Annotated in this window: 20 protein-coding genes and 2 pseudogenes; 10 read left to right on the top strand and 12 right to left on the bottom strand. The window is 72.0% G+C overall.

Features of this window, described 5'->3' with window-relative positions; genetic code table 11:
* Positions 1-165: 165 nt before the first annotated feature.
* Positions 166-1020 (top strand): annotated as a pseudogene (locus tag CLV70_RS19390) (DUF5667 domain-containing protein); the annotation flags it as partial.
* Positions 1021-1429: 409 nt separating this feature from the next.
* Here CLV70_RS19390 and CLV70_RS19395 read toward each other — a convergent pair.
* The 5 genes from CLV70_RS19395 to CLV70_RS19415 all read right to left on the bottom strand — a co-directional run bounded on the left by CLV70_RS19395 (position 1430) and on the right by CLV70_RS19415 (position 5658).
* Positions 1430-2422 (bottom strand): lysophospholipid acyltransferase family protein, encoded by a 993-nt coding sequence (locus CLV70_RS19395; RefSeq protein WP_245908330.1) that lies wholly within the window; start codon positions 2420-2422, stop codon positions 1430-1432.
* 398 nt (positions 2423-2820) lie between these two features.
* Complete coding sequence (locus CLV70_RS19400; protein WP_106127921.1) at positions 2821-3969, bottom strand: NAD-dependent epimerase/dehydratase family protein; 1149 nt, start codon at positions 3967-3969, stop codon at positions 2821-2823.
* A 72-nt stretch (positions 3970-4041) separates the two neighbouring features.
* The gene (locus CLV70_RS19405; protein WP_007465623.1) at positions 4042-4143 is read right to left on the bottom strand and encodes a 30S ribosomal protein bS22; all 102 of its coding nucleotides are present in this window, start codon (positions 4141-4143) and stop codon (positions 4042-4044) included.
* A gap of 203 nt (positions 4144-4346) precedes the next feature.
* Complete coding sequence (locus tag CLV70_RS19410; protein WP_106127922.1) at positions 4347-4559, bottom strand: helix-turn-helix domain-containing protein; 213 nt, start codon at positions 4557-4559, stop codon at positions 4347-4349.
* Positions 4560-4737: 178 nt separating this feature from the next.
* Positions 4738-5658 carry a proline dehydrogenase family protein gene (locus CLV70_RS19415; protein WP_106127923.1) on the bottom strand — a complete coding sequence of 307 codons (921 nt, stop codon included), beginning with the start codon at positions 5656-5658 and terminating at the stop codon, positions 4738-4740.
* A gap of 95 nt (positions 5659-5753) precedes the next feature.
* Between CLV70_RS19415 and CLV70_RS19420 the strand changes: the two genes are divergently transcribed.
* The gene (locus CLV70_RS19420) at positions 5754-6290 is read left to right on the top strand and encodes a CGNR zinc finger domain-containing protein (RefSeq protein ID WP_106127924.1); all 537 of its coding nucleotides are present in this window, start codon (positions 5754-5756) and stop codon (positions 6288-6290) included.
* 116 nt (positions 6291-6406) lie between these two features.
* On the opposite strand, the gene CLV70_RS19425 is transcribed toward CLV70_RS19420, so the two are convergent.
* Positions 6407-7228, bottom strand: coding sequence for a sugar phosphate isomerase/epimerase family protein (locus CLV70_RS19425; protein WP_106127925.1), 822 nt, complete (start codon positions 7226-7228; stop codon positions 6407-6409).
* 143 nt (positions 7229-7371) lie between these two features.
* Here CLV70_RS19425 and CLV70_RS19430 point away from each other — a divergent pair, with 143 nt between their 5' ends.
* Positions 7372-8214: a DUF3109 family protein gene (locus CLV70_RS19430; protein WP_106127926.1), complete on the top strand. Its 843-nt coding sequence runs from the start codon at positions 7372-7374 to the stop codon at positions 8212-8214.
* Between the two features lie 228 nt (positions 8215-8442).
* Here the strand turns inward: CLV70_RS19430 and CLV70_RS19435 are convergent, their stop codons facing one another.
* Entirely contained in the window at positions 8443-9126 is a 684-nt protein-coding gene (locus CLV70_RS19435; RefSeq protein ID WP_106127927.1) for a response regulator transcription factor, read from the bottom strand.
* A 28-nt stretch (positions 9127-9154) separates the two neighbouring features.
* Positions 9155-10309: a sensor histidine kinase gene (locus tag CLV70_RS19440; protein ID WP_425440186.1), complete on the bottom strand. Its 1155-nt coding sequence runs from the start codon at positions 10307-10309 to the stop codon at positions 9155-9157.
* A gap of 357 nt (positions 10310-10666) precedes the next feature.
* Between CLV70_RS19440 and phoU the strand changes: the two genes are divergently transcribed.
* On the top strand, positions 10667-11317 hold the full coding sequence (gene phoU, locus CLV70_RS19445; RefSeq protein ID WP_106127928.1) for a phosphate signaling complex protein PhoU: 651 nt from the start codon (positions 10667-10669) through the stop codon (positions 11315-11317).
* A gap of 196 nt (positions 11318-11513) precedes the next feature.
* Here the strand turns inward: phoU and CLV70_RS19450 are convergent, their stop codons facing one another.
* Positions 11514-12269, bottom strand: coding sequence for a phosphoglyceromutase (locus CLV70_RS19450; RefSeq protein WP_106127929.1), 756 nt, complete (start codon positions 12267-12269; stop codon positions 11514-11516).
* Positions 12270-12408: 139 nt separating this feature from the next.
* Between CLV70_RS19450 and CLV70_RS19455 the strand changes: the two genes are divergently transcribed.
* From CLV70_RS19455 to CLV70_RS19470, 4 genes are all read left to right on the top strand, one after another.
* Positions 12409-13986: an MDR family MFS transporter gene (locus CLV70_RS19455; protein ID WP_106127930.1), complete on the top strand. Its 1578-nt coding sequence runs from the start codon at positions 12409-12411 to the stop codon at positions 13984-13986.
* 914 nt (positions 13987-14900) lie between these two features.
* On the top strand, positions 14901-15782 hold the full coding sequence (locus CLV70_RS19460) for a hypothetical protein (protein ID WP_106127931.1): 882 nt from the start codon (positions 14901-14903) through the stop codon (positions 15780-15782).
* Positions 15783-15893: 111 nt separating this feature from the next.
* Positions 15894-16460, top strand: coding sequence for a SigE family RNA polymerase sigma factor (locus CLV70_RS19465; RefSeq protein ID WP_106127932.1), 567 nt, complete (start codon positions 15894-15896; stop codon positions 16458-16460).
* Positions 16457-17080: a hypothetical protein gene (locus CLV70_RS19470; RefSeq protein WP_106127933.1), complete on the top strand. Its 624-nt coding sequence runs from the start codon at positions 16457-16459 to the stop codon at positions 17078-17080. Before CLV70_RS19465 ends, CLV70_RS19470 begins: the two co-directional genes overlap by 4 nt.
* A gap of 9 nt (positions 17081-17089) precedes the next feature.
* On the opposite strand, the gene CLV70_RS19475 is transcribed toward CLV70_RS19470, so the two are convergent.
* Positions 17090-17602, bottom strand: a complete 513-nt coding sequence (locus tag CLV70_RS19475) for a type III secretion system chaperone family protein (RefSeq protein ID WP_106127934.1) — start codon at positions 17600-17602, stop codon at positions 17090-17092.
* Positions 17596-18900, bottom strand: a complete 1305-nt coding sequence (gene mshA, locus CLV70_RS19480; protein ID WP_106127935.1) for a D-inositol-3-phosphate glycosyltransferase — start codon at positions 18898-18900, stop codon at positions 17596-17598. Before mshA ends, CLV70_RS19475 begins: the two co-directional genes overlap by 7 nt.
* 124 nt (positions 18901-19024) lie before the next feature.
* Between mshA and CLV70_RS19485 the strand changes: the two genes are divergently transcribed.
* Together CLV70_RS19485 and CLV70_RS19490 are read left to right on the top strand one after the other, a co-directional pair.
* On the top strand, positions 19025-19807 hold the full coding sequence (locus CLV70_RS19485) for an SDR family NAD(P)-dependent oxidoreductase (RefSeq protein WP_245908322.1): 783 nt from the start codon (positions 19025-19027) through the stop codon (positions 19805-19807).
* The gene (locus CLV70_RS19490; protein WP_425440187.1) at positions 19804-20565 is read left to right on the top strand and encodes a class I SAM-dependent methyltransferase; all 762 of its coding nucleotides are present in this window, start codon (positions 19804-19806) and stop codon (positions 20563-20565) included. The genes CLV70_RS19485 and CLV70_RS19490 overlap by 4 nt, the downstream gene beginning before the upstream one ends.
* Positions 20566-20617: 52 nt before the next feature.
* Here the strand turns inward: CLV70_RS19490 and CLV70_RS19495 are convergent.
* Positions 20618-20839, bottom strand: a pseudogene (locus CLV70_RS19495) (CBM96 family carbohydrate-binding protein); the annotation flags it as partial.

The following is a 20839-nucleotide window of genomic DNA, read 5'->3' on the forward strand; positions in this document are numbered from 1 at the left end:
GTCGATCTCTCACCGCACTGTTGCCCTGCTCGCACCCGTAACCGGTCCCGCCCGTCGAGCGTTTGTCCGGGTGCGACCAGTGGCGGACCGATACTCCGCCGGATCCGTCGCGCCCGCCGGTAATGCCACCGGCGAGCCAGTCACGAGCGAAGGGAGGTGCCCACGGTGAATCTCGACTTCTTCGATCGCCGGAGCGCCGAGCGCTTCGCGGAGCTTCTGGACGAGACCAACGGCGGCCGTCGCCACCATGCCCGGGGCCAGGCCGACGAACAACTCGCCGAGCTGGTCGCCATCGGGCACAGCCTCTCCGCGGCACGGTCCGGTGTGCAGGTCGACCCCGAGTTCCGGATGGGGCTGCGAGCGATGCTCGTCGCCACGGCGGAGCGGGACGGCATCGGCGCGACGGCCTCAGCGCCCGACCCCGAACCGTCCGCCGCCGAACCCGCGCGCAAGCTGTTCGGACTGGCGGGCCGCCGCATCCGGGCCCGCGGTGCCATCGTCATCGGCGTCGCGGCCGGAGCGATGGCCGTCTCCGGCATCTCCGCCGCGAGCGAGAACGCCGCACCGGGCGACGCCCTGTACGGCGTGAAGCGCTCGACCGAACGCGCCCAGCTCGCCATGGCGGGCTCGGACGTCACCCGCGGGCAGCTGTCGCTGACGTTCGCCCGGAACCGGCTCGCCGAGGCAGCCGCCATGGACGGCGACAGCACCAAGCTCGGCGACGCGCTCGACGACATGGACGCCGACACCAAGCAGGGCGTCAAGCTGCTGCACAACGCGGCGGTCGCCCGCCGCGAGACGAGCAGTCTGACCGTCGTCGACTCGTTCGTCGACAACCAGCGCCGCGTCCTGGACCCGGCACTCGAGAAGCTGACCCCGGCGAACCGGGCACGCGCGGAGAAGTCGCTGAGCCTGCTCGACGCGGTGCACCAGCGGACCGAGAACCTCCGCGACGGCCTGGCCTGCGACACCGTCACACCGGCGGGCACCGACGCGCTCGGCCCCAAGCTGAGCGGATGCCGTACGGGCGCCTCCGACACGTCGTCGCTGGAGCGCCAGAACGGCCAGGCGCAGGGCGAGAAGCCGGCGTCGTCGCAGGACACCAACGGGACGAAGAGGTCCCCGGAGCCGAAGGCGAGCACCTCCGCCGACCCGGCCGCGGAACCGGCGACCACCGGAAGCGCCGTCGAACCGGCCGCGGGTGACGCCTCGGCGCCGGTCACCAAGGACCCGACGCCGCTCATCTCGGAAGACCCGCTGCACCCGCCGACCGGCGAGGACAAGGGCCTCATCGGCGGCCTGCTCGACGGGATCTTCAACCGCGACTGAGCACCATCCGCGGACATGGCGAGGGGCGGAGCCGACTGAGGTCGGGGCCGCCCCTCACTGCGTACTGTAGCGCTCTTTGTCGCATTTTCCGACGGGGTTCTCACCTGCCGAACGGATCGGGCCGCTTCTCGAGAAGTGAGTAGAGCGTCGCCTGGATCGTCTCGCGGACCTGGTCGGCGAGGTTGTAGACCACCAGCGGGTCGTCCGCATACTCGGTGAGGTGCGCCGTCGGGATCGGCGGGCAGAACTCGATCATCCACTTGCTGGGCAGCGGCACCAGGCCCAGCGGCCCCAGCCACGGGAACGTCGGCGTGACCGGGAAGTACGGGATGCCGAGCAGCCGGGCGAGCGGCTTGAGGTCGGCCAGGATCGGATAGATCTCCTCGGCGCCGACGATCGCGACCGGCACGATCGGGGTCCCGGTGCGCAGCGCGGCCGACACGAAGCCACCCCGGCCGAAGCGCTGAAGCTTGTACCGCTCCGAATACCGCTTGCCGATGCCCTTGAAGCCCTCGGGGAAGACGCCGACCAGCTCGCCGTCGCTCATCAACCGCTCGGCGTCGGGATTGCAGGCCACGGTCGCGCCGGCCTTGCGGGCCAGCTCGGAGAGCACGGGCATGCGGAACACCAGATCGGCGCCGAGCAGCCGCAGATGCCGCTCGCGCGGATGCTGGTCACGCAGCGCGGTGGTGAGCATCAGCGCGTCCAGGGCCAGCGTGCCGGAATGGTTCCCGACGACCAGCCCACCGCCGCTGTCCGCGACGTTCTCGATGCCGAAGACCTCGGTACGGAACCAGTCCCGATACAGCACCCGCAGCATGGGGTGGAAGACGGCGGCGGTCAGCTCGGGATCGTAACCGAACTCGTCCACCTCGTACGCACCGGCCAGCCGCCGACGCAGGAACGCGAGCCCCCGGGCGATCCGCTGATCCCACACGTCGACGGGGTGCAGCTCGCCCCCCGGCTCCGCGACCACCGCCGGCTCGGGCCGAATGACCCCGGGCTCCGCCTGAACGGTCTCGGGCCGGGTCTCCGGCTCGGGCTGGACGGCCTCCGGCTGGACGGGCTCGGGCTGGGCCGGCTCGGGCCGGATGGCGTCGGGCTCCGGCTGGGCGGATTCCGGAACGGCTTCGGAGTCGGACCGGGCCGGCTCGGCGGGTGCGGGCTCGGCGGGTGCGGGCTCGGGAGTGCCAGCCGGCTTGCGGGTCGACGGGGTGCGGGCGCTGCCACCCGAGGCGGCCCGGCGGCGGTTGGTGGGCTTGCGGGCGGGCGGCGGGCCGTCGTGGGAATCGTCCGACGCCGGCTCGGCCGCCTCGTGCTTCTCGGTCGGGGCCGCCGCGGCTGCCTGCGGACGCCGGCGGGGACGGCGGGCCGCGGGCGGCGGATCCGGCATCGGGATGGGCCGCTTGCCGTTCAGGGGCTTCGGCGCGGCCGGCTGCGGCAGGATGAAGTCGGCGTGCCCCGGCAAGCCGGCGTGGTACTCGTCCTCACTCATGACTTGGCGGCCTCACGCTCGTCGGCCGGGTCCCCCGGAGAACCGGCCCACCCGCTCGGGTCGCCCGGGTCGCCCGGGGAGCCGGCCGCGGCGGCGCGTACCCGGCGGATGCTGTCGAGGATGGCCTGCTCCGCGGCGGCCAGCCGGTCCGCGGTCAGCGACGAACCGTTGCGATGGCCCTGGATGAAGTCGTCGAACACGGCCGCTGTGCTGCGCGGCGCGAAGCCGAACTCCTTGACGAGCTTGGCGGTGTCCACCACCCGCCCGTGCACGAAGAGGTCGATCTGGTCGAGCCCGATCTCGCCGACGCCCATGTTGCGGGCCACGGCGGCGACGGTCGACAGGGTGCCCTCCGGCAACGGTACGGAGATGCGCCCGGCCCTGCGCACAGCCTGGGAGAGGGCGAGCACACCGGCCCCGGCCACGTTGAAGGTGCCGGGGTGGTCCTCGACGACCGAGCGGTGCAGGATCTCCAGCGCGTCGTCGACGTGCACGAACTGGAGGCGGGCGTCGCGGCCGAGCACCGTCGGCACCACGGGCTGGGAGAAGTAGCGGGTCAGCGTCGTCTCGGCGGTCTGGCTGAGGAACGGCGCGAACCGCAGCACGGTCGCCGAGACCTCGGGGCGGCGCCGGCGGAAGCCGCGGACGTACCCCTCGATGTCGAGGATGTCGCGCGCGAAGGAGCCGCGGGGCACGGCACGCGGCTCGGTGTCCTCGGTGAACACGGCCGGGTCCCGGAACGAGGCGCCGTACGCGGCGGTGGACGACCGCACGACGAGCTTGCGCAGCCGGCCGGCGCCCTGGGCGGCGGCGAGCAGCTGCATCGTGCCGATGACGTTCTGCTCTTTCATCGCCGCCCGCCCGCCGTGATGCGGGTCGGGCGCGCTGGTGACCGCGAGGTGGACGACCGCCTCGGCGTTCAGCTCGGCGATGGCCGCGGTCGCCGCACGCGCGTCGGCCCGGATCTGCTCGACGTCCGTCAGCAGGCCCGCGAGGGCCGGCGGCGGATCGTGGGGATCCAGGCCGACGACCCGCTCGATCCGGGGATCGGCGGCGAGCCGGGACGCCACCCGGGCGCCGAGGAAGCGGCTGACCCCGGTGACCACGACGACCCGCGGTGGGGCCGCGACTTCAGACGACACCACGGGCGCGCCTCTCACGTGCGGCTTCTTCGGGGAGGGCAAGTACGCGGGCCGGGTCGGTGACCCGGCCGGGCGTCACTTGCCGAGACGGCGACGCTGGACGCGGGTCTTGCGCAGCAGCTTACGGTGCTTCTTCTTCGCCATACGCTTGCGACGCTTCTTGACCACGGAGCCCATACGTCATGCCTCTCGAAACCATGTGGAGCCGGTCGATGCGCGCGCGTTGCCACGCCGACCGGGACTGACAGCGGTTTGCCCCTCGGCCGCGGCGCCAAAACGCACGCGGGTATCACGGGGCGAACCGCTCCAGCGTAGCGGCCCGGCCTGCGCGGGACCAACACGGCCCCTCGCGGGAGTGCTCCGAACGGTCCGGAAGCTCGTCAGGCGGTCTGCGAGAAGGCTCCCCGCAGGTAGGCGTGCACCGCGTGCTCGGGCACCCGGAACGAGCGGCCCACCCGTACGGCGGTCAGCTCGCCGCCGTGCACCAGCCGGTAGACGGTCATCTTGGAGACCCGCATGAGCGCGGCCACCTCGGCCACGGTCAGAAAGCGCACCTCGGAGAGGCGCTCCTCGGCTTGGGCTGGACCCGTCATCTCCTCGCACCGATCCTTTCGCAGGCGCCACCACCGCGGCCGGACAGGCCTTGCGCCGCGGCGGACTGGCGCGCGTGTCTTCAGTACGGTATCGAGACAGCTGTTACCAGCGCGATGCGTTCGGTGAAATGGCCAACAAAAGTCAAGGCGACACGCGGGTTTTATCCCGAAAGGTGACTTACTTCCGGCTCGTGAGGGCCTTGCCGAAGAACGCGATGTTCGCCGGGCGCTCGGCCAGGCGGCGCATCAGGTAGCCGTACCACTGGTCGCCGTAGGGGACGTAGACCCGCACGGTGTGCCCGGCGGCGGCCAGGCGGGCCTGCTCCTCCGGGCGTACGCCGTACAGCATCTGGAACTCGAACTCGTCGGCCTGCCGGTCGAACCAGCGCGCCCGGTCCTCGGCGATGGCGATCAGCCGCGGGTCGTGGGTCGCGATCATCGGATAGCCCTCGCCGGACATCAGGATGTTGAGGCAGCGCACGTACGCCTTGTCGACGTCCAGCGCCGACTGGTACGCGACCGACTCGGGTTCCGCGTACGCGCCCTTGCAGAGCCTGACCCGCGACCCGGCGCCGGCCAGCTCCCGGCAGTCCCCCTCGGTGCGGCGCAGGTACGCCTGTAGCACCGCGCCCGTGCCCGGGTGGTCCTTCCGCAGCTCGGCGAGGATCTCGAGGGTCGAATCCGTGGTGGTGTGGTCCTCGGCGTCCAGCGTCACCGTGGTGCCCGCCTCGGCAGCCGCCGCACAGATCGCGTGCGCATGGTCGTACGCCATCCGCTCGTCGATCTTCTGCCCCACCGCCGAGAGCTTGAGGCTGACCTCGGCCGCCGGCGTCAGCCCGGCCTCCCGGAGCCGGCCGAGAAGGGTGAGGTACTGGTCCTTGGTGGCGACCGCCTGCTCCGTGGTGAGGGTGTCCTCGCCGAGGTGGTCGAGGCTGATCCCCAGCCCGTCGTCGGCCAGCTCCCGGCTGGCGCGCAGCGCGTCGTCGACACTGGCGCCGGCGACGAACCGCTTGACGATCCCCTTGCTGACCGGGGCGGAGGAGACGAGCCGCTCCATCCGGGCGGACCCGGCGGCGGCGAGGAAGACGGATCGGAGCATGTGCCGAGCGTATCGCCCGGTCCGCGGGCCGTCGCGACAGAGCCGCCCGGCACGGAACCATGTTCGTGCGGGACAGGTGAGGCTACGGTTGTCGGGTGAACTTCGATGCGTACGCGCGCACGGCGGTGCAGCTCGTCAACGCCGGCCTCGACGACCTCGACGGGCTGCGGGCGCTCTTCGGCGAGGATCTCGCCTGGATGGGCGCGGAGGTCACCGAGAAGGACCTCACCCCGTTCCGGCGTGCGCAGCGCCGCCTGCGTGACGTCTTCGAGTACGGCACCTCCGGCCGCGACGCCGACGCCGTCGCCGAGCTGAACGCGCTCCTCGAGGCCTACCCGGTCCAGCCGCGCATCTCCGGCCACGACGCGAACGACTGGCACATGCACGTGACGAGCCGCGGCGCCTCGGTCAGCGCGGAGTTCCTCGCCGGCGCGGTCTGGGGCCTGTCGGTCTGGCTCTGCGAGTACGGCAGCGCCCGCTTCGGCATCTGCGCCGACGAACGCTGCGGCAACGTCTACCTCGACACGTCCTCGAACAACTGCCGCCGCTTCTGCTCGGAACGCTGCGCGACCCGCTCCCACGTCGCCGCCCACCGTGCCCGCAAGCGCGCGGCCACCCTCACCCCCGCCTGACAGGCCGGACCAGGCCGGACCAGGCCAGGCTCAGGCCGAGCGCCGCGGGCCGAGCGCCGCGGGCCGAGCGCCGCGGGCCGAGCGCCGCGGCAGGCAGATCGGGATGCGTCCGCGAGTTACGCCCGCGTGATCGCGGGGGTCGTGGTCTCCGCCGGGGCGAGGTGGCGCCGGGCGAACTCCAGCGACTCCCGCAGGTCCTGCACGCGCACGTCGCGGCTGGTCACCTTGCGGGTCGACACCTCCAGCGCGACCGAGCCCCGGAAGCCCCGGGTGGACAGCGACCGCAGCAGCTCGGCGCACGGCTGATTGCCGCGGCCCGGCACGAGGTGTTCGTCGCGGCCCTCGCCCGTGCCGTCGCCCAGGTGGACGTGCTTCAGAGCGGACCCCATCCGGTCCGCCATCTCCAGCGAGTCGGTCCGGGAGGCCGCGCAGTGCGAGATGTCCAGCGTGTACGCGTCGTAGCCCGCCTCGGTCGGATCCCAGCCCGGCACGTAGGGCACGAAGGTGCGGCCGGCCATCCGTACGGGATACATGTTCTCGATCGCGAAGGCCGTGTCCGGGTGACGGGCCTGGATCTTGGCCAGCCCCGCGGCGAAGTTGCGGGCGTAGTCACGCTGCCAGGTGAAAGGCGGGTGCACGACCACGGTCGGCGCACCCAGGGTCTCGGCGAGCTGGGCCGCCCGGGAGAGCCGCTCCCACGGGTCCGGGCTCCACACCCGCTGGGTGACGAGCAGGCATGGCGCGTGCACGGAGAGCACCGGCACGTCGTAGTGTTTCGACAGGCCCTCGAGGGCGCCGGCGTCCTGGCTGACGGCATCCGTCCAGACCATGACCTCGACACCGTCGTAGCCCACCGTCGCCGCCATCTCGAACGCGGCAGCGGTCGGCTCGGGGAAGACGGAGGAGCTGGACAGGAGTACGGGGACACGGAAAGTCACGCGTCAAGCGTAGACCCGTCCGGCGCGCCCGCCACTTCCTCGGTCGGTATACATGGGGGCAAACCCGGCCCGCTGCACGCGGGTTCCCGGTGGGCGCGCGTACGCTGTCGCAGGTGAGTCGCCGCACCCAGCTTCGTATCGTGATGGACGACGCGGCCGCCGCCCGCGCCCGCGAGATCGACCTCGACTTCCCTCGCGAATGGATCGAGTTCACCGACCCCGCCGACGATCAGCACGTCGTCCGCGCCGACCTGACCTGGCTGCTCTCCCGATGGACGTGCGTCTTCGGGTCGGCCTGCCACGGCATCATCGCCGGGCGCGCGGAGGAAGGCTGCTGCTCGCACGGCGCCTTCTTCACCGACGCCGACGACGAGAACAGGACGAAGCGCGCGGCGGCGCGGCTGACCCCCGAGACGTGGCAGCACTATCGGCGCGGCTTCAAGAACTACACCGAGATGGACAGCATCGACGGGGCGAAGCCGGCCCGGCGTACGGCCACCCAGGCGGGCGACGGCCCGTGCGTCTTCCTGAACGACGCCGACTTCGCGGGCGGCGGCGGGTGCGCCCTGCACGCCCAGGCCCTGCGCGACGGCGTGCACCCGCTCACGTACAAGCCGGACGTCTGCTGGCAGCTCCCCGTACGCCGCGAGCAGGAGTGGACCAAGCGCCCGGACGGCACGAAGTACCTGCTGTCGACCCTGACCGAGTTCGACCGGCGCGGCTGGGGTCCCGGCGGTCACGACCTCGACTGGTGGTGCACGTCCTCCCCGGACGCCCACGTCGGCACCGAACCCATGTACAAGTCCTACGGCCCCGAACTCGCCGCCCTCATCGGCCAGGACGCGTACGCCGAACTGACCCGCCTCTGCGACCACCGCCTGGCCTCCGCCATGGTCGCCCCCCACCCCGCCACCGTGGCCGCCCAAGCAGCCCAAACCCCCAAAAAGCGCCCAGGCCGCGAACCCGCCACCCCACCCCGAACCTGATCCCAACCCCCAGCCCTCAAGCCCCAGCTCTAAGCCGCAGCCCAAGCCCCAAGCCGCAGCCCACCCACTCAGCCCAGCCACACCAGGCCCCCCCGCAAGCCGAAGCCACCCCGACCAGCCGGCCCACAACGGCTTCGGGGGCCGGGGATGGCCCACGCAGGGACCAAGCCTGACCGCCCGGAGTGGGCCATCCCCGGCCCCCGAAGCCCCCACAGCGACCAAAAAGGATCAGGGCTCGAACTTGTACCCCAACCCCCGGACGGTGACGATGTACCGAGGAGCACTGGGCTCAGGCTCAACCTTGGACCGCAACCGCTTGACGTGCACGTCCAGCGTCTTGGTGTCGCCGACATAGTCCGCGCCCCATACCCGGTCGATCAGCTGCCCCCGGGTCAGCACCCGCCCCGCGTTGCGCAGCAGCAGCTCGAGCAGCTCGAACTCCTTGAGCGGCAGCTGCACGCCGGCGCCGTCGACCGTCACCACGTGCCGTTCGACGTCCATCCGGACCGGACCGGCCGCCAGCGTCGGGGTGGAGACCTCGGCCGCCTCCGCCCCCTGGCGCCGCAGCACGGCCCGGATGCGGGCGACGAGTTCGCGCGGCGAGTACGGCTTGGTGACGTAGTCGTCGGCGCCGATCTCGAGGCCGACGACCTTGTCGATCTCGCTGTCCCGGGCGGTCACCATGATGATCGGTACGGCCGAGCGCTGCCGCAGTTGCCGGCACACCTCGGTGCCGGACATCTCGGGCAGCATGAGGTCGAGCAGGACGATGTCGGCGCCGGTCCGGTCGAACTGCGTCAGCGCCGAGGTGCCGGTCGGTGCGACCGAGACCTCGAAGCCCTCCTTGCGGAGCATGTACGACAGGGCGTCGGAGAACGACTCTTCATCCTCGACCACGAGCACGCGAGCCAATGGGGTTCCTTTCCTACTCCGCCGGCCGTCAGGCCGAGGGGAGCCCGGCCGCGCCGGACTCGATCTCAATCGCAGCCGGTAACGGCAACGGGGACTCCGGGGGTCGCGCCGGTAGGCGCAGGGTGAACGTCGAGCCACCGCCGAGGGTGCTGGAGACCTCGACCCGGCCGCCGTGGTTGGTGGCGATGTGCTTGACGATGGCCAGGCCCAGGCCGGTGCCGCCGGTGGAGCGGGAGCGCGCCTGGTCGGCCCGGTAGAAGCGTTCGAAGATGCGGTCGACGTCGTGCGGGGCGATGCCGATGCCCTGGTCGGTCACGTCGATCTCGATCCACTCCTCGTCGTGACGCATGGTGAGGGCGACCCGGGTGTTCTCCCCCGAGTAGGCGATCGCGTTCTCGACGAGGTTGGTGACGGCGGTTGCCATCTGGCTGTCGCTGCCGTACACGGTGGCGCCCTTGGGCCCGGTGTAGACGACCTCGATGTGCTTCGCCGACGCGGTTGTCCGGGTGCGGTCGATGACCTCGGCGATGACCCAGTCCAGCGCGACCGGCTCCGGCGTGGGGAGCGGCTCGGCGCCCTGCAACCGGGTCAGTTCGAGCAGCTCGTTGACGAGGCGGCCCATCCGGGCGGACTCGTGGTGGATCCGTTCGGCGAACCGGCGCGCCGCGATCAGGTCCTCCGACTGCGCCTCCGGCGACGTCCCGGGCAGCTCGGTGGCGTCGAGCAGGGCCTCGGCGAGCAGTTGCAGCGCGCCGATGGGGGTCTTCAGCTCGTGGCTGACGTTGGCCACGAAGTCGCGGCGGACCCGGGCGAGGCGGTGCGACTCGGTCACGTCGGCGGCCTCGACCGCGACGTGGGTCGAGTTCAGCGCCACCGCGCGCAGGTGCAGGCCGAGCGGGGCCTGGGCGTTGCCCGCGCGGCCCCGGGGCAGGTCCAGCTCGACCTCGCGGCGGACGCCGGTGCGACGGACCTGGCCTGCCAGCGTACGGAGGATGGGGTGCGCCGCGATGGTGCCCGGCGCGCCGCCGGACCGCAGCAGCCCCATCGCCCGCGCCGCCGGGTTGACGAGCACCGGGTGGTCCTCGGCGTCGAGCACGACCACGCCGACCCGCAGCGAGTCGAGGCTCTTGCGGCCCAGCCCCTTGAGGCCGTGCTTACCGCTCGGCTCCTCGTCGATGTCGATCTTTCGTCCCCCCTCGCTCGGACCGGCCGGGTGTTCCGCCGCCGTCGCCGCCGCGCCGGGCGTGCGGGCCCGGGACAGCAGCCATCCCGTCACCACGCCCACCACGAGCGCAATGATCACGAAGGCGAGGCCGTACACCGTGTCCACGCAGCGATCGTAGGGTCATTGTTTACCTGGACCGTACGGGTAACCGGACAAATCCGGCGCGCTTCGAATAATGTTCACCACCCGGCCCGGCGTCGTTCACCGCCGTTCATGTCCGCGCCGCCGGACCCTCCTAGCGTGGCCCTTGCAAGCCCTGCTCACCCCGGCTGCCGGCCCCCGGTCGAGTCAGCCATGAATCCTCAGGACGAGAACATGCGCGAGGAGTTTCAGGCCGATCTCAACGAGGTCAGTCGCCTGCTGGTGACGATGGCGGAGGCGGTGCGCGCCGCGTTGCGCAAGGCGACGACGGCACTGCTGACCGCCGACCGCGAGGCCGCCGAGTCGGTGGTGGCGCGCGACGCGGAGGTCGACGAGATCTACCGCCAGGTGGAGACGAAGGTGGCCGACACCATCGCCCGGCAAGCGCCGGTCGCCTCCGACCTGCGGATGGTGATCACGGCCCTGCACATCTCCGCCGACCTGGAGCGGATGGGCGACCTGGCCGAGCACGTGGCGAAGACGGCGCTGCGGCGGCACCCGTCACCGGCCGTACCGGCGGAGCTACGGCCGGTCTTCCGGCAGATGGCGGAGGTCGCCGACCGGATGGCCGACAAGATCACCACGGTTCTCGCCAGCCCGAACGCCGATCTGGCGGCGGAGCTGGAGAAGGACGACGACGCCATGGACGACCTGGAGCGCGACCTCTTCAAGGTGCTGCTCCACGACGACTGGCCCTACGGCGCCGAGACCGCGATCGACGGCGCCCTGCTCGGCCGCTTCTACGAGCGCTACGCCGACCACGCCGTCAACTCCGCCGAGCAGATGATCTACCTGATCACCGGCCACCCCGTAACCCAGGACTAACCCACACCGATCGAAAAGCCGGGGTGCCACGGGGGCACCCCGGCTCTCAGCTCTTCAGCTCCCCAAGGCGCCGCAGCCAATCACCCTGGGACGCCCACAACGGCTTCGGGGGCCGGGGATGACCCACGCAGGGATCAAGCCTGACCGCCCGGAGTGGGTCATCCCCGGCCCCCGAAGCCCCACAGCGAGGAAAACCTCAACGCCCCTGATTGGCAACGGCAGCCGCCGCCTCCTTGGCGAGTTCCGGGTCGAGGTACGCCCCGCCGGCCGTGATCGGGCGCAGCGAGTCGTCGAGGTCGTAGCGCAGCGGGATGCCGGTGGGGATGTTGAGCGCCGCGATCGCCGAGTCGGAGACCTGGTCGAGGTGCTTCACGATCGCCCGCAGCGAGTTGCCGTGCGCCGCGACCAGCACGGTCTTGCCGGCCCGCAGGTCGGGAACGATCGCGTCGTACCAGTACGGCAGGGCGCGCAGCAGCACGTCCTTGAGGCACTCGGAGCGCGGCTTCAGCTCCGGCGGCAGCAGTGCGTACCGCGGGTCGGCGAACTGCGAATACTCGTCGCCGTCCTCGATCGGCGGCGGCGGGACATCGTACGACCGGCGCCAGAGCATGAACTGCTCCTCGCCGTACGTTTCCAGGGTCTGCTTCTTGTCCTTGCCCTGCAGCGCGCCGTAGTGCCGCTCGTTGAGCCGCCAGTGACGCTTCACCGGGATCCAGTGCCGGTCCGCGGTGTGCAGCGCGATCTCGCTGGTGCGGATGGCCCGGCGCAGCACGCTGGTGTGCACCACGTCGGGAAGCAGACCGTGCTCCTTCAGCAACTCGCCCCCGCGGCGGGCCTCCGTCTCCCCCTTGGCGTTGAGGTCGACGTCCACCCAGCCGGTGAAGAGGTTCTTGGCGTTCCACTCGCTCTCGCCGTGGCGCAGCAGCACAAGGGTCCCAGTCATGCCTCCCATCCTGCCGCAGTCCGCGGCGCCGCGTGCGCCCACCCTCAGTGGCGACCACCACGTGGAAACTCCGCTGCGGCGGTCCCGGACGATCACTAGGTTGTAAGTCCTGGTGATCGAACCAGTGCTTACATCGGGGGTACGGGGCATGCGCGGGTGGTTGCGGGAGGCGGCGGGCGGGCTGCCCCGGCAGTTCTGGTTCCTCTGGACCGGCACACTGATCAACCGGCTGGGCGCCTTCGTCATCATCTACCTGGCGATCTACCTGACCCAGGGGCTGCACTTCTCGCAGAGCCAGGCGGGCCTGGTCCTGGGCGCGTACGGCCTGGGCGGCGCGCTCGGCACCATGGCCGGCGGCGTGCTGACCGACCGCTGGGGCCGCCGCCCGACGATGCTGACCGCCCAGTTCGGCACGGCGACCCTGATGCTCACGCTGGGTTTCGCCGAAGGCTTCTGGCCCCTCGCGGCCGGCGCCTTCCTGCTCGGCATCTTCGCCGAGGGGGTACGCCCCGCGTTCCAGGCGATGATGGTCGACATCCTGCCGGACCGTGACCGCATCCGCGCGTACTCACTCAACTACTGGGCGATCAACCTCGGCTTCGCGGGCGCGGCGATGATCGCGGGCCTGGCCGCCCAGTTCGACTACCTGCTGCTCTTCATCGTCGACGCGGGCACGACGTTGATCACCGCCCTGATCAGCCTGCTCTTCCTCCCCGAAACCCGGCCGGCGGCAGCCGAGGGCCGCCCGGCGACCCGTGCGCGCTCAGTGGGCGCCGCGCGCTCGACGGACGGCTCGCGCTCGGCGGACGGCGCACGCTCGACGGACGGCGCACGCTCGACGGACGGCGCACGCTCGACGGACGGCGCACGCTCGACGGACGGCGCGCGTTGGGGCGCCGGCGCGCGTTGGGGCGCCGGTGGGCGTTGGGGCGCCGGTGGGCGACCGATGGGCGGCCGGCGCCGTACCCCTCGCGGCCCCGGCCTGGGCACCGTCTTCCGCGACCGGGTCTTCGTGGCCTTCCTGGCGCTGAATTTCCTCGTCGTGCTGGTCGTCATGCAGCACATGTCGACGCTGCCGATCGCGATGACCGCCGACGGCCTGAGCCCCGCCACGTTCGGCTGGGTCATCGCCGTGAACGGCCTCCTCATCGTCGCCGGCCAGCTCTTCGTGCCCAAGCTGATCGAGGGCCACGACCGGTCCCGGGTCCTCGCCCTCGCGACGGTCATCATGGGCGCCGGCTTCGGCCTCACCGCGTTCGCGGGCACGGCGGCGTTCTACGCGGTCACCGTGGTCGTCTGGACCCTCGGCGAGATGCTGCAGAGCCCGTCGAACTCCGCCCTGGTCGCGGAGCTCTCCCCGGCCCCGCTGCGCGGCCGCTACCAGGGCGTCAACTCGCTCTCCTGGTCGGCCGGCACGGCCCTGGCACCGGCCCTGGGCGGCTTCGTCCAGCAACACGCCGGCAGCGCGGCGCTGTGGCTGGGCTGCGCCGCGGTCGCCGGCCTGGTGGCGACCGGGCAGCTGATCTCCGGGCCGTCCCGCGAACGCCGCGCGGCGGAACTGAGAGCCCTTGAACGGGTTCCGGCAACGTCCGCCGCCAGGGAGGCATCCGCCACCGGAACCGGCACCCCGACGACCGCCGCACCGACCGGGACGGCCATGACGCACGAGGAGGACGTGACGCCGCCGAGCCGGTCCGCGGCCGTCGGGGTGCCGGCCGACGAATAGCCCACCTCGGCGGGAGGGATTGTCCTTCCGGGCGAGGCCGGCCTCATCCGTGAGGGTGGAGTTGCCATGTGTGATGGTCCTGACAGATGGCAGATAGCCAACTGGCTTGTGACCCTTGACGGGCCCAACTAGCGTGGTCGATGGACGCCGAGCCGTCAGTTCGGGGAACGGGTGAACCCTTCGGGGTTGACCGCGGCGCGGCGTTCGGGGACGGGTGGCATCAGCCGTTGGGGGACGGCGCGACCCGAGACCGGCGGTAAGTGCGGGCGGCGCCTATGGGGATGGGTGTCGCCCGCCGCCGCCGGCGCAGGCCAACGACCAGCGCGGCGGTCCCAGAAACGCCGCAAGCCCGACGCACCCATTCCGGGCGGCCACGTCGACACACCCCAGCCGGTGAAGGCACGCAGCGATCCGGCACGCACCCCCGCGGCCGGCCCAAGCACCCAACCCAGCGCGCTGCACCCAATGGGTGGTCGTCTCCGGCGGCAACGTGCATAGAAAGCCCAACCCCGCGCGCCGCACTCACCCCCCGGCTCCGGGTTGCCGGCTCGCTTGCGTCCGCCGCCGCCGTTCCCGGCCGGTCCGCCACCAGGTGCAGCCCCCGCGCCGATCAGGCGGGCGAGCGGCGGCTGGCGGGTCATGACCGTCGACCGGTGGCCCGGCTGCGGGCGCCGGCCGGCACCGCCCCGGATCGCCGAGACCGCGGTCGATACCGCCGGCTCATCACCCGCCGCGCCCGCGCATGGTCGTTAGCTCCGCGGTCACCCGGGCCGTTGATCGCTGGTCGGGCGCCCGAGAAAAGATCCGGCGGATGCGCGCGCGAACTAGTGACGGGCGTCACACACAACCGGATGAGAGCTTCGTGGCGTCTGCCCAACGACATCGAAGAACAACGTCGCTTGAGGGAGTCCACCATGAACAAGATCTTCGCCCGTCCCGTGCTCGCTCTCGCCGCCGTGGGCGTGTTCACCACCGCCGTCGCTTCCGGTTGTGGGTCGGCGAGCGCCCCGAACGCGACCGCCGCGAACGGAGCCGCGGCCGCTGCGGTCAAGCCGGTCAGCGCGGTGGCTCCGGCCGCGCCGCTCGGCCTGTCGGACCGCACCCTGAAGTTCTCGCAGAAGGGCGCGGCCGTGACGGCGTCGAAGAACGGCAAGCTCGTCGCCACCCTCACCCTGACGTCGGCGACCTACGGCGCCAGGTCCGGTCGCGCCGTGTTCAGCATGGACGCCAAGCAGCCCGTCCTGATCGACACGAGCGCCTTCACCCTCTACGACACCGACGGCGGCGAGAACAGCGCCGACTCCCCGCGCAAGCTGACCCTGAAGGCCGGCAAGACCACGCTCACCCTCACCTTCAGCGACACCCACGACAAGCCCGCTGCCCTCGGCTGGATCCCGCAGAACGGCACCTCCGACGGCGGCCTCTGGGAGCGCCCCGCCGCCGCCAAGCCCGGCGCGAAGCCCGTTGACCTGTCGGACGACAAGCTTAAGGTCGCGCAGAAGGGCGCGGCCGTGACCGTGTCGAAGAGGGGCGCCGTGGTCGCCACTCTCACCCTCACGTCGGCCACCTACGGCACCAGGTCCGGCCGCGCCGTCTTCAGCATGGACGCCAAGCAGCCCGTCCTGATCGACACGAGCGCCTTCACCCTCTACGACACCGACGGCGGCGAGAACAGCGCCGACTCCCCGCGCAAGCTGACCCTCAAGGCCGGCAAGACCACGCTCACCCTCACCTTCAGCGACACCCACGACAAGCCGGCGGCGCTCGGCTGGGCCGGCGCCGTCTGGGAGCGCTGAACACCACCGCCGGGCAGGGTGGCAGGCACCGGTGACCCGTCGCAGGTCACCGGTCCTTGCCAGGAGGGGTGATACTCCTCGATCGACGATCGAATCAATGAGAGGCATTGGATGCGCGGCGAGCTGGAGGAGGCGTTTCGGGCGATGGCTGCTACGGAGATGGCCCCGCTTCGACGCTTCGCGCGGTCGCTGACGCGGGATCCGCATCGCGCGGACGACCTCGTGCAGACGGCGCTGGAGCGGATGTACATGGCGTGGCCGCGGACTCATGCGGTGACGGACCCGGGGGCGTACCTGCGTACGGTGGTGGTGCGCCTGGCTGTCAGTGAGAGCCGGCGTCCGTGGCGGCGGGAATACAGCACCGACGCCCTGCCCGAGCAGCCGTACGAGACCGGCGGCGCCTCGGCGACCCGGCTGGACCTGACGCGTGCTCTGGCGGTGCTGACGGTCAAGCAGCGTGCACTGGTGGTGCTGCGGTACATCGAGGACCGCTCCGTCGCCGAGGTCGCCGAGGTCCTGGGGGTCTCGCAAGGCACCGTGAAGCGGCAGTGCGCCGACGCGGTCGCCAAACTGCGGCGCGTCCTGGGCAACGATTTCCTGGACGACCCGCCCGAGGACCGTGGCTCCTCCCGTACGGCTACGGCGGTCCCGCAATCGCCATCCGGAGGCAACCGATGAGCCCTGAGCCGACCGGCCGCAGCCTGTCCGACCAGCTCAAGCATCTGCAGTACGCCGAGCCGCCGCTGGACCCCAGCGGCTTCACCCTGGACGACGTGGTGCGCGGGGGACGCCGACGCCGGCAGCGGCGTACCGTGGCGCAGATCGCCGCGGCCGTCGTCGCGGTCGCGGCCCTCGGAACCGGGGTCGCCCTGCCCCGGCTGAACGGCAACGGCGACGGCACTCCGCCCGTCGGCCCGACGATCAGCTCCGCACCGATGCTGCCGCGAATCGACCTGTCGGACGGCAGGCTGAAGCTCGCGCAGAAGGGCGCGGCCGTGACCGTGTCGAAGAACGGCACCGTCGTCGCCACTCTCACCCTCACGTCGGCCACCTACGGCACCAGGTCCGGCCGCGCCGTCTTCAGCATGGACGCCGAGCAGCCCGTCCTGATCGATACCAGCGCCTTCACCCTCTACGACACCGACGGCGGCGAGAACAGCGCCGACTCCCCCCGCAAGCTGACCCTGCCGCCCGGGAAGACCTCGCTCACCGTGGACTTCAGTGACACCCACGCCAAGCCGGCAGTGATCGGCTGGGTGCCGCAGGACGGCGAGGACGGTGCCACCTGGGAACGCTGAACGGAACGCCTATGCGCCGGCGTCGCCCCGGGCGGACGGGTCGGCGAAGTGGGCGAAGGCCTGGAGGTTCGCCAGGCTTTCGCCCCGTTTGACCCGCCAGTCCCATTCGCGGCGGATGGCCGTACCGAAGCCGATCTCCAGCATCGAGTCGAACGATTCGTCGGCGTACGTCAGGACCGAGCCCAGCAGCCGGTCAAGTTCGTCCTCGTCGAGGCCCTTGAGGCTGACCCGGCCGGTCAGGTACACGTCGCCGGCCTGGTCGATGGAGAAGGCGACGCCGTACATGCGGGCGTTGCGGCGCAGCAGCCACGCCCACAGCTCCTCGTGCTTCTCGTCGGGGTGGCGCATCACGAACGCCTCGAGGCGCAGGGCGTGCTCGCCGACGATCAGGTTGCAGGCGGTCTTCAGCTTGTGGGTACCGGGCATGGTGACCACCCACGCGCCGGGGCCGGTGGCTTCGCAGGGCAGTTCGCGCTCCGCGCACACGCGCTCGATCAGGGCGCCGATGTCGTCGTTCACCACGAGAACGAGCCTGCCAGACGGGCGGCGATCAGCGCGCGGTGCTCCGCCGCGGCCTCGCGGTAGACGCGGAGCAGGCTTTCCGCCGTACGGTCCCAGGAGAAGTTCGAAGCGTGCTGGACCGCGCCGACCGACAGCCGCAGCCGCCGGGCCGGCGAGCGCAGCAGGCCGCCCAGCACGGTCGCCCAGCCGGCCGGGTCGTGGCCGTCGACGAGGACGCCGCTGACGCCGTCGGTGACCGCGGTGACCAGCCCGCCCACCGCCGCCGCGACCACCGGCGTGCCGCACGCCTGCGCCTCCACGGCGACCAGCCCGAACGACTCGTTGTGCGAGGGGACGGCGACCAGGTCCGCCGAGCGGTAGAGCGCGGCCAGCGCGTCGCCGGTCTGCGGCGGCAGGAAGTGGACCTTGTGCAGGACCCCGAGCGAGGCGGCGAGCTCGATCAGCGCGGTGGGCCGGTCGAGGCCGCTGCCGCTGGGGCCGCCGCAGATCACCGCGGTGACGTCCTCGTGGCGCAGCGGCTCCTCGGCCAGCGCCCGGATCAGCACGTCCGGGCCCTTGAGCGGCTGGATGCGCCCGACGAAGGCGACCAGGTGGCCGCGTTCGGGCAGCCCGAGCCGGCGACGGTCGGCGGCCTGGGCGCCGCCGGGGCGGAAGCGGTCGAGGTCGACGCCGGGCTGGACCACGGTGAGCCGGGCCGGGTCGGCGTCGTAGCAGGAGACCAGGTCCTGGGCCTCGAACCGGGTGTTCGCCACCAGCCGGTCCGACTCGGCGATCACCTGTTCCTCGCCGATGACCCGGGCCTTGGGCTCGGGGCGGTCCCCGGCGGCGATGAGCCTGTTCTTCACCTTGGCCAGGGTGTGCGCGGTGTGCACGTGGGGCACCCCCCAGCGCTCCCGCGCGAGCCAGCCGACCTGGCCGGACATCCAGTAATGCGAGTGGATGAGGTCGTAGTAGCCGGGCGGGTTCGCCGCCTCCGCGCGCAGCACGCCGTTGGTGAAGGCGCACAGCTGCGACGGGAGCTCCTCCTTCGACAGACCCTCGAAGGGCCCGGCGGTGACGTGCCGCACAATCACGCCGGGGGCCATCTCGACCACCGGCGGCAGCTCGCTCGAGGTGGCCCGGGTGAAGACCTCGACCTCGACGCCGAGCGCGGCCAGCCGCTTCGACACCTCGACGATGTAGACGTTCATGCCGCCCGCATCACCCGTGCCGGGCTGCTCGAGCGGCGACGTGTGCACCGAGAGGGTGGCGATGCGCCGGGGGGTCGGCCAGTAACCCGCGGCCCGCGGATCGCCCACGTCGTTTTCCTTCCAGGAGCGGCCAGGAGCGGCCAGACGTACGGAACAACTGTTACGCCGTCGTTCATCTTCCCTACCCGCGGGCCCCCGGGCCCACTCCCGTGGGCCCGGGGTGACTCACGTCATGAGGCAGGATCGGGGCATGGTGCAGAAGAACATCGCCGTTGTCACCGGTGCGTCCAGCGGAATCGGTGCGGCGACCGCCCGCCGCCTGGTCACCGAGGGTTTCCACGTCGTCGCCGCGGCCCGTCGCGTGGATCGGCTGGAGGCGTTCGTCAAGGAGGCCGGGGAGGACGCGGCGACAGCCGTCGCGTGTGACGTCACCTCCGACGAATCGGTCACCGGGCTCGCCGCCGCGGTCGCCGGGCTGGGCGGGCGCCTCACGGTGCTGGTCAACAACGCCGGCGGCGCCCGCGGGATGGACCCGGTGGCCGGCGGATCGGTCGCCGACTGGCAGTGGATGTACGACGTCAACGTGCTCGGCACCCTGCGCGTCACCCAGGCCCTGCTCCCCGCCCTCGAGGCGGGCGGCGCCGGCACCGTGGTGACCGTCGGCTCGACCGCGGCGTTCACCGTTTACGAGGGCGGTGGCGGTTACACGGCCGCGAAGCACGCCCAGAACGCGCTGGTCGGCACGCTGCGCCTGGAGCTGGCCGGCAAGCCGGTCCGGGTCGTCGAGATCGATCCCGGCATGGTCCGCACCGAGGAGTTCTCCCTCAACCGGTTCGGCGACGCGGCGAAGGCGGACGCGGTCTACGCCGGGGTGCGCGAGCCGCTGGTGGCCGACGACATCGCCGACTGCATCGCCTGGGCCACGACCCGCCCGCAGCACGTCAACGTCGACCGGCTGGTGGTCCGCCCGATCGCGCAGGCCGCACAGCACAAGGTCGTCCGCGAGCAGGGCTGACCGGCGTGAGCAGGCCGCTCGGGGCGGTCACCCGGGGCACCACGAACCCCAATCGGCTGCGCCGGGTGGACAACTTCATCGCGTACCGGTGCGGGGAGTTGCTGGCGTCCGCGGCGGCGCCGCTGGTGGTGGACCTGGGTTACGGCGCGACGCCGATCACGGCGATCGAGCTGCGGGAGCGGCTGGCCGCGGCGGTCCGCCCGGACGTCGCGGTGGTCGGGCTCGAGATCGATCCGGTACGGGTCAGCGCCGCGCGCCCGTTCGCGGATCCTCCCCGCCTCGACTTCCGCCGCGGCGGCTTCGAGCTGGCCGGCCTGCGTCCCGTGGTGGTCCGCGCGTTCAACGTGCTGCGCCAGTACGCCGAGGACGAGGTCGCCGCCGCGTGGCACACGATGACCGCCACCGGCGCCGTGCTGGTCGAGGGAACCTGCGACGAGCTGGGCCGGATCGCCACCTGGGCGGTCGTCGAGGCGGGTACGGCCCGGACCCTCACCCTGTCCGCGCGACTGTCCGATCTGGACCATCCGGCGACGTTCGCCGAGCGACTGCCCAAGGCGCTGATCCACCACAACGTGCCGGGGCACCCGGTGCACGGATTGCTGACCACGCTGGGCGCGGCGTGGGAGGCGAGCGCGACGCCGTTCGGGCCGCGGCAGCGCTGGCTGGCTACCGTCGCACGGTTCCGGGATTCCTGGCAGGTGCGGGACGGACCGGCCCGGTGGCGCCGCGGCGAGCTGACCGTCCCCTGGCCGCAATGACGGAACGGGCCGGTCTCCGCGCGGAGACCGGCCCGTTCGTGGCGTGCGGTGCCTACTTGGCGATGGTCACGTCGAACATCGGGTCGGCGGCGACCTTGCGGAAGGCGGCCAGGGCGGTGGCGGTGGAGTCCACCGAGATGTCGCGGTCGCCCTCGTCGTCGGCCTTGGTGTCGAAGTAGACGACGGCCTTCACCTGCGGGTGCGCCTTCAGCTCGGGGATGACGGTGTGGAACGCCGGCGCCTTGTCGGTGATCACCTTGGTGCGGTGGTACAT

The organism is Pseudosporangium ferrugineum (assembly GCF_003002065.1).
Lineage (GTDB): Bacteria > Actinomycetota > Actinomycetes > Mycobacteriales > Micromonosporaceae > Actinoplanes > Actinoplanes ferrugineus_A.

Bases quoted from the DNA above. Each gene is read 5' to 3' on its own strand.
- CLV70_RS19405 (WP_007465623.1), bottom strand. From the start codon at position 4,143: ATGGGCTCCGTGGTCAAGAAGCGTCGCAAGCGTATGGCGAAGAAGAAG.
- CLV70_RS19410 (WP_106127922.1), bottom strand. From the start codon at position 4,559: ATGACGGGTCCAGCCCAAGCCGAGGAGCGCCTCTCCGAGGTGCGCTTT.
- CLV70_RS19415 (WP_106127923.1), bottom strand. From the start codon at position 5,658: ATGCTCCGATCCGTCTTCCTCGCCGCCGCCGGGTCCGCCCGGATGGAG.
- CLV70_RS19430 (WP_106127926.1), top strand. From the start codon at position 7,372: ATGGACGACGCGGCCGCCGCCCGCGCCCGCGAGATCGACCTCGACTTC.
- phoU (WP_106127928.1), top strand. From the start codon at position 10,667: ATGCGCGAGGAGTTTCAGGCCGATCTCAACGAGGTCAGTCGCCTGCTG.
- CLV70_RS19450 (WP_106127929.1), bottom strand. From the start codon at position 12,269: ATGGGAGGCATGACTGGGACCCTTGTGCTGCTGCGCCACGGCGAGAGC.
- CLV70_RS19455 (WP_106127930.1), top strand. From the start codon at position 12,409: ATGCGCGGGTGGTTGCGGGAGGCGGCGGGCGGGCTGCCCCGGCAGTTC.
- CLV70_RS19460 (WP_106127931.1), top strand. From the start codon at position 14,901: ATGAACAAGATCTTCGCCCGTCCCGTGCTCGCTCTCGCCGCCGTGGGC.
- CLV70_RS19465 (WP_106127932.1), top strand. From the start codon at position 15,894: ATGCGCGGCGAGCTGGAGGAGGCGTTTCGGGCGATGGCTGCTACGGAG.
- CLV70_RS19470 (WP_106127933.1), top strand. From the start codon at position 16,457: ATGAGCCCTGAGCCGACCGGCCGCAGCCTGTCCGACCAGCTCAAGCAT.
- CLV70_RS19485 (WP_245908322.1), top strand. From the start codon at position 19,025: ATGAGGCAGGATCGGGGCATGGTGCAGAAGAACATCGCCGTTGTCACC.